Here is an 8,200-nt window from a genome sequence, read left to right on the forward strand (position 1 = left end):
CATACAAAATACTACAAAATAGCTTGTATCATTAAGTTATAATTTTATTAACCAAATTATGTAGGAGGTCCATATGCGAAACAAAAAAATCATCTTTATTTTGTTAATTGCAATGTTAACAACTTTATTTCCTATTCAGGTATTTGCAGATGTTGTAACTGCAGACACAGTGTACATGAATGGAAACATTTATACTGTCGATGAAAACTTTTCAAAGGTTGAGGCTATTGCCATAAAAGGACAGTATATCATTGGAACAGGAAGCAAAACAGAAGTTGACAAGTTTGTTGGTCCATCAACACAGGTTATTGACTTACAAGGCAAGACAGTAATTCCTGGTTTGATTGAAGGACACATGCATTATCCGGGTGAAGGACAAAAGTTAATTAAACTTGATGTATTCTGGAAGCCAAAAGATGTTATATTGGCAGCTGTTAAAGCTGAAGCAGACAGACTTCCTGACGGTGAATGGATTACAGGCGGCGGATGGAATCAAGAAGTATGGGACATTCCTGAATTTCCCACTAAGGAAGATTTAGATTCTGTAGCACCAAATAACCCTGTTGCTTTAAAAAGAACTTGCGGACATGCAACCTGGGTTAATTCATTAGCGCTGAAATTAGGCGAAATCACAAAGGATACTCCAAATCCACAGGGCGGCGAAATTTTAAAGGATGCAAACGGAGAACCTACAGGAATATTGACTGATACAGCTGCTGCATTTGTTAACAGCAAAATTCCCCCATTGACTGAAGAAAGAAAAAAAGAAGCTTTGCTTCTGGCACAGGAAGAATTGTTCTCATATGGGCTTACTACATCAATGGATGCAGGTTCAGGAGTAGAAGATATACAGCAAATGAAAGACTTATATGAATCCGGAGATTTGAAAATAAGATTGTATGTAATGGTTGATTCAGGTCCGGATGCTGAAGCATATTACGAAAAGGGCCCTGAAGTAGGTCTGTATGACAACAGATTGACTATGAACTGCATTAAGTTTTATACTGATGGTTCATTAGGTGCAAGAAGTGCATGGATGCTTGAAGAATACTCAGACAGAGCAGGGCATTTCGGTAACAGCAGACATACTTACGATGAATTTTATGAATTGATCAAGGCAGCAAGAGATAATGGGTTCCAGGTGGCAACTCATGCAATAGGTGATGCTGCAAACAAACAGGTTGTAGATATATATGAAAAGGTATTAAGTGAGAATCCTCTTGAAGATCACAGATACAGAATCGAGCATTTCCAGGTGGCTACACTGGAAGATATCCAAAGAATAGCTGACTTAGGAATAATTCCTGCAATGCAATCAGTACATGCAACTTCAGACAAAAATATGGCTGAAGACAGAGTAGGCTCTGAGAGAATAAAAGGTGCATATGCATGGCGCAAGGTTTTAAATACAGGAAACATCATAGTGAACGGTTCAGATGCAAATGTTGAACTTGTTAATCCTTATCATGGATTATATGCAGCAGTAACAAGAGCAGGAAGAGACGGAGAACCTGTTGGCGGATGGTATCCTGAAGAATGTATGACACGTGAAGAAGCATTGCGTTCATTTACTATTTGGGCTGCTTATGGACAATTTGAAGATAAAATAAAAGGCTCTTTAGAAGAAGGAAAGCTTGCAGACTTTGTTGTCATTGACAGAGACTATATGACATGTCCATCAAGCGATATAAAAGACATACTTCCATTAACTACTGTAGTTGGAGGAGAAGTAGTATATACTAAGGATAATTCTAATGTAACAGTTGTGTTCCAGGGTGACAAGATGGTATTTGATAGTGCTCCTGTTCTTGAAAACGGAACAACTTACGTACTGGCTAAAAATCTGTTTGTCAGCCTTGGAGTAGAATTTACATATGATGAAGTTAATAATAAGTATTATGTAAATAATGGCAGTAGCAAAATAGAAATAGATGCCAAAGATGGTGTATATGTTCCTCTTCGTGCTGCAGCAGAATCCCTTGGATATAAAATTAACTGGTATCAAAGCAGCATGTCAGTTTCAATAGGAAAATAATTTAGCTTATTTAAGACATTAATCTTTGTCATCAAAATGCGGGAGGACAGTAGTCCTCCCCTACAATTTGCTTAATATAATTCAATAGTACAAATAAAAATCCTATGGAGTTAAAAATATTCTCCATAGGATTTTTTACAATTTTTATTATTTCACATATGCGTATGTGGGCTTTTTGTCTAATACATGAATTGTGTCTATGAAACGTATTGTGCCTGACTTAGAGCGGGTAACCATTGAGAAGGTCTGTGCCCTGTTGTTAGCCATGTACCTTACTCCCTTTAATAGTTCACCGTCTGAAACTCCTGTCGCTGCAAAAATAATGTCATCACCCTTTGCCAGGTCCTCCATAGTGAGAACTCTGTCCCAGTTATCTCCTGCCATTTCCTTGCATCTTCTTCTCTCTTCTTCATTGTCAGGAACAAGTATTCCCTGGAACTCTCCTCCCAGACACTTGATGGCAGCAGCTGAAATTACTCCTTCGGGAGCTCCGCCTTTTCCAATCATCATGTCCACTCCGGAATCATCAAAGCATGTAGCTATGGCAGCAGCAACGTCACCGTCTCCAAACAGCTTAATTCTTGCACCAACAGCCCTTGCTCTGTTAATAAAATCTGCATGTCTTTCCCTGTCCTGCATTATTACAGTTACTTCAGTTATATCCTTGTTAAGTGCCTTTGCAACATTGTACAGGTTTTCTTCAATTGGAGCTGTGATGTCAATGTGTCCTGCTGCCTGAGGTCCAACTGCAATTTTATGCATGTACATATCAGGAGCATGAAGAAGGCATCCTTTAGGTGCCACAGCAACAACAGCCAATGCTCCGGGCAATCCCTTTGCCACAAGTTTTGTTCCGTCAAGAGGGTCTACTGCTATATCAATTTCAGGGGAACCTGCTTCCCATGTTCCGATTTTTTCTCCGATATAAAGCATAGGGGCTTCATCAAGTTCACCCTCACCTATTACAACAGTGCCTGAAATATCAAGAACCTGAAACATGCTTCTCATTCCGTCAACAGCAGCCTGATCGGCAATTTCCTTGTTTCCTCTTCCCATGTATTTTCCACAGCCCAGTGCAGCAGCTTCTGTAACCCTTACTATATTAAGCGCAAGTTCTCTATCCATATAAATCTCCCTATTGTTTTTTTATAGTGTAACACATTCGACAGATTTTGTGAAGTATGACACGTTATATTTTACAATTTTTAAATCATACTAATAATGCTACAATTTGTACTATTTGTATATTCTTTTCATACAATTATTTATTATGAAAATTTAATAATTAACAATCAATTGACTATATTATGCAAATCAGTTAAAATGTTGGTAGGCAAAGAATTATAAAAATGGAGGGTTACAATGGAAAAATTAATTATCACTGCTTGCTTAACAGGAGCAGAAGTAACAAGAGAACAACAGCCAAATCTTCCCCTGACACCGGATGAAATAGCTGAAGCAGCATACCAGTGCTACCTGGCTGGTGCATCAATGGTTCATGTTCATGCAAGGGATGAAAAGGGCAATCCTACGCAGGACTATGCAGTTTACAAAGAAATAAAGGAAAAAATCGAAGCAAAATGCAACATCATATTTCAACCGTCTACAGGAGGAGCTACCTGGCATACACCTCAGCAGAGAATGCAGCCAATTGAACTCAGTCCTGAAATGGCAACACTGAGCATGGGTACTTGCAACTTTGCTGATGATGTGTTTATGAACACTGAAGAAAACATTAAAATATTTGCTAATAGAATGAATGAACTTGGAGTAAAACCTGAACTTGAATGCTTTGAAAAAGGAATGGTTGACACAGCTCTTCGTTTTGCTAAAAAGGGACTTATTAAAACTCCTATGCACTTTGACTTTGTTCTTGGAGTTCCGGGAGCAATGGGCGGAGAATTGAGAGATTTGTTATACATGGTTGAATCAATACCTGCTGATTCCACATGGACAGTTGCAGGAGTTGGAAGATATCAGCTTCCTCTTAACATAGCAGCAATCATGCTTGGAGGCCATGCTAGAACAGGTTTTGAAGACAACATTTACTACAAAAAAGGCGAAATTGCAACATCAAATGCACAGCTAGTTGAAAGAGTTGCAAGACTTTCAAGAGAAATGGGCCGTGAAGTAGCAACACCTGATGAAGCAAGAGCAATCCTTGGATTACAAGTAAAATAAGTTATAAAAATATTAAATGGACTGTTGCATTTAGCTTTTCATGTCATCCTGAGCGATAGCGAAGGATCTCATCTTTTGAAGTTATGAGATTCTTCGGGCTAAAGCCCTCAGAATGACACGATATTAAGCACTAATTCAACAGCCCATTTTTTTATTCTTTTAAACTCTTCATTCTTAATTTTACTTTTCCATTGCCAATTCCACAAGCTTCACAATCAAGTCTTTGTATTCAATGCCTATTTTCTTAAGCATTGAAGGATAACGGCTTAAATCTGTGAGTCCGGGAATTGTGTTTATTTCATTTAAATAAATTTTGTTTTCAGGAGTAACAAACATGTCAACTCTTGAAAGTCCCTTGCAGCCCAAAGCTCTATATGTTCCTTCAGCTATTTGTTTTGCTTCTTTTTTAAGCTCATCGCTTATTCTTGCAGGACAGTGGATTTTTGAATTATGCTGAGAATATTTCTCCACATAATCGAAGAAATCATTTTTTGTGTCAATTTCGTCAACTTCACCTATTATAAGTTCTTCATTTCCTACTACAGCACAGCCGATTTCAAATCCCTGTATCATTTTTTCAATTATTACCTTGTCGTCATATTCAAAGGCTTCCATTATTCCCTTTTCAAACTCATCATAATTTCTTACTTTGCTTATTCCAAGGGAAGAACCGTTGTTTGCAGGTTTGATAAACATTGGAAGCTCAAGTTTCTCAAGAGCTTCTTCATATAATTTTTTTACATTAAGCTTATTTGAGTTAACTGCCCTCATGAAAGGTGCTGTCATGATTCCTGCCATTTCACAGATTACATGAGTGAATTCCTTGTCCATGCTGACAGCAGATGCAGTCATGCCGCATCCTACAAAAGGAATTCCAGTCATCTGACAAAGTCCCTGTATTGTTCCGTCTTCGCCGTTTCTTCCATGAAGAACCGGGAATATGCAGTCAATTGCTATTTTCTCAAATGTACCTTTTTCTTCATCAAGCTTTATCAGTCCTTTGAAGTTGTTGTCCATGCTCAAGAGAACAGGACTTAACTTTTCCTGATGCCATGTATCATCATTTACTTTATCAGCCGTACCTTCATAGTGAAGCCATTTTCCGTCCTTTGTAATTCCTATCAAAGTTACATCAAATAAATCTTCCGGCACATTCTTGATTATTGCAGCTGCTGAATGCAGTGAAACTGAATATTCGTCGGATTTTCCACCAAACAGTATTGCAAGTTTAGTTTTATTCATTTTTCCCCTCCGTATTCTTTAATGTGTTAACTATATATTCGAGTTTTAAAAATCTGGATCCTTTTATGAGAATTGCACAGTCTTCGCTCATATATTTCTTCAGGTAATCTGTTGCTTCTTCCTTTGTGTCAAATTCGACAATGCTTTTTATATTTGTGTTTTCCCTCGCACCCTTGGCCATGAACTTTGCTTCCTGTCCTATAGTTACAAGCTCATTAATTTTATGAGAAGCCAGATTTTTCCCAACATTGTAGTGCATGTCATGACTCATTTCCCTGTAGCCAAGCATATCCCCAAGCACTGTTATTTTATTTTTTGCATCTATAAGCTCAAATATATCAAGTGCCGCGCTTATGCTTACGGGATTTGATTTGTAGCAGTCGTTGAGTATAGTGCAGTCATTTATTTTTATAACTTCGTTTCTAAGTCCTGTTTTTTCAATTCTTAAAAGTCCAAGGCGTATTTCTTCATCATTCATGCCAAGCTCTCTGGCAGCAAGTATTGCAGCCATTGAGTTTAACGCCTGGTGCTTTCCAAGCATTTCAACATGCAGCTCGCCTAGACTGTGGTCATTTACCTTGAAATTAATTCCTTCCATGCTTTCAGAAAAATCAGTCAAAAAAAGTGTGTTCTTTTCTTCAAGTCCGAATGTCTGCTTCCTTATGGATTCTTTTATTTTTGTTGAGTTTACTGTTCTTTCAATGAGCTCATCATCACCGAAATATATGAAAAGTCCGTTTTCCTTTATTCCTTCTGTAATTTCAAGTTTTGCCTTAGCAATTTCCTCAATTGAAGGAAAATTGTCTATGTGAACTAGTCCCACGCTTGTTATAATTCCTATATCAGGCTGAACAAGGCGAGTCAGGAAGTCTATTTCTCCCTTTCTTTCCATACCCATTTCAATAACTGCTGCTTCACAGTCTTCGTCAAGGCTTAAAAGAGTGTAGGGAACTCCTATTTCTGTGTTGAAATTGCCCATGGTTTTTTGAGTTTTGAATTTCTGTGACAAAACTCCTGCAGTGATGTCTTTTGTGGAAGTCTTGCCATTGCTTCCTGTTACTCCTACTATTTTGGCCTTAAGAGTGTTTCTGTACCAAAGAGCCAGGTCCTGCAAAGCTTTTAAAGTGTCTTCAACCAGCAGCACTGCAACATTTTCAGGCGGATTAGGCTCGTCCTTGTTCCACAAAGTTGCACATGCTCCCTTTTCAATGACATCATTTATGAATTTGTGACCGTTTACTGTCATCCCCTTTATGGGAACAAACAAATTGTTTTGTGATACTTTCCTTGAATCTATGCTAACACCTTCGATGAAGTCTTCCCCGCTAAAGTTTCCAGCGCATTGTGCATTTAAAATGATTGCTGCTTCTTTTATCCTGATTTTTATCATAGCAAACCTTCTTCTAATTATTAAAATTATGTAATACTTTTATACTTTAATCAATTAATTATATTGTAATTTCTATATTATTACAAGGGTAAAAAATTGTAAATACATGATACTGTTTAAGTCTTTTGTGGTATAATGTCCATTGTGATTATTTAAGGGAGATTATTATGAATGAATTTAAAAGAATAATAAAAAAAGAAGCCGTACTCTTCATATCATTACTTGCAGCAGCCGTATCAGCAGTCTTTGTACCCCCTTCAGCCAAATATATTTCCTACATTGACTTCAAAGTGCTGGCAATACTTTTCTGTCTTATGACAATAGTGGCAGGCCTTAAGGAAATAGGGTTATTCAATGTTCTGGCACAGAAAATGACATCCGGCACCAGAAACACAAGGGGACTTTTTTTAAGCCTTGTGCTCATTTGTTTTTTCAGCTCCATGCTTATTACCAATGACGTTGCCCTCATAACTTTTGTTCCATTTTCAATTCTTGTTTTGACTGTCACTGCACAGACAGAACATCTCATAACAGTTACAGCAATGCAGACTGTTGCAGCAAACTTAGGAAGCATGCTCACGCCTGTTGGAAATCCGCAAAACCTTTATTTGTACTCATTTTATGACATGAAATCATTGGATTTTTTTAGGATTACTCTTCCTGTAACCCTGGCGGGACTTGTTCTCATTCTATTTTTTTCGATTTTCGGAAAACGTGAAATGATAAATGTTGAATTTAGTCTCAAGGAAACTATAAGCAGCAAAAAAAATCTTTATGCTTTTATTTTGCTGTTTGTACTCAGCCTGGCAGCAGTGTTCAGATTTGTGGATTATAAAATTGTTTTTGTAATTGTCCTTGTATCAGTACTTGTAATTGACAGGAGCCTGTTCAGCAAGGTTGATTACAGTCTTCTTGCAACATTTATTTTCTTCTTTGTGTTTACAGGAAACATAGGAAACATTGAGCCGGTTAAAAATTATCTTTCCACGCTTATAAAGGGGCGTGAGATGCTGTTTTCTGTAATGCTCAGCCAAGTATTGAGCAATGTTCCAACAGCAGTACTGCTTTCAAACTTTACTGTTGATTTCAAATCTTTGATTGTGGGAACAAACATAGGAGGCCTTGGGACTCTGGTTGCATCACTGGCAAGCCTCATTTCATACAAGCTCTATGTGCAGACTGAAAATGCAAAACCACTTAAATATTTAGGTGTATTCACATTGATTAATGCAGTGATGCTCATAATTCTCTTCATATTTTCATCAATGCTTGTGAATTAATACAATTAATATAAAAAGCGGGCGGACACAAGGTCCGCCCCTACGCATCGATGAATGATGTCTTACATGAAT

General features: G+C 37.6%; 6 protein-coding genes. 3 read left to right on the forward strand and 3 right to left on the reverse strand.

Annotated features, from left to right (window positions below; all coding sequences use genetic code 11):
- Positions 1-73: 73 nt before the first annotated feature.
- Positions 74-2,035, forward strand: coding sequence for an amidohydrolase family protein (locus LY60_RS07270; RefSeq protein ID WP_145081963.1), 1,962 nt, complete (start codon positions 74-76; stop codon positions 2,033-2,035).
- A gap of 147 nt (positions 2,036-2,182) precedes the next feature.
- On the opposite strand, the gene glpX is transcribed toward LY60_RS07270, so the two are convergent.
- Entirely contained in the window at positions 2,183-3,160 is a 978-nt protein-coding gene (glpX, locus tag LY60_RS07275) for a class II fructose-bisphosphatase (protein WP_145081965.1), read from the reverse strand.
- Positions 3,161-3,397: 237 nt separating this feature from the next.
- Between glpX and kce the strand changes: the two genes are divergently transcribed.
- On the forward strand, positions 3,398-4,216 hold the full coding sequence (kce, locus tag LY60_RS07280) for a 3-keto-5-aminohexanoate cleavage enzyme (RefSeq protein WP_145081967.1): 819 nt from the start codon (positions 3,398-3,400) through the stop codon (positions 4,214-4,216).
- Between the two features lie 180 nt (positions 4,217-4,396).
- On the opposite strand, the gene LY60_RS07285 is transcribed toward kce, so the two are convergent.
- Entirely contained in the window at positions 4,397-5,458 is a 1,062-nt protein-coding gene (locus tag LY60_RS07285) for a D-alanine--D-alanine ligase family protein (RefSeq protein ID WP_145081969.1), read from the reverse strand.
- Positions 5,451-6,848 carry a UDP-N-acetylmuramoyl-tripeptide--D-alanyl-D-alanine ligase gene (locus LY60_RS07290; protein ID WP_145081971.1) on the reverse strand — a complete coding sequence of 466 codons (1,398 nt, stop codon included), beginning with the start codon at positions 6,846-6,848 and terminating at the stop codon, positions 5,451-5,453. Before LY60_RS07290 ends, LY60_RS07285 begins: the two co-directional genes overlap by 8 nt.
- Positions 6,849-7,015: 167 nt before the next feature.
- Here LY60_RS07290 and LY60_RS07295 point away from each other — a divergent pair, with 167 nt between their 5' ends.
- The gene (locus LY60_RS07295; RefSeq protein ID WP_145081973.1) at positions 7,016-8,128 is read left to right on the forward strand and encodes an SLC13 family permease; all 1,113 of its coding nucleotides are present in this window, start codon (positions 7,016-7,018) and stop codon (positions 8,126-8,128) included.
- Positions 8,129-8,200 lie beyond the last annotated feature (72 nt).

This window comes from Sedimentibacter saalensis, from assembly GCF_007830175.1.
GTDB classification, from domain to species: domain Bacteria; phylum Bacillota; class Clostridia; order Tissierellales; family Sedimentibacteraceae; genus Sedimentibacter; species Sedimentibacter saalensis.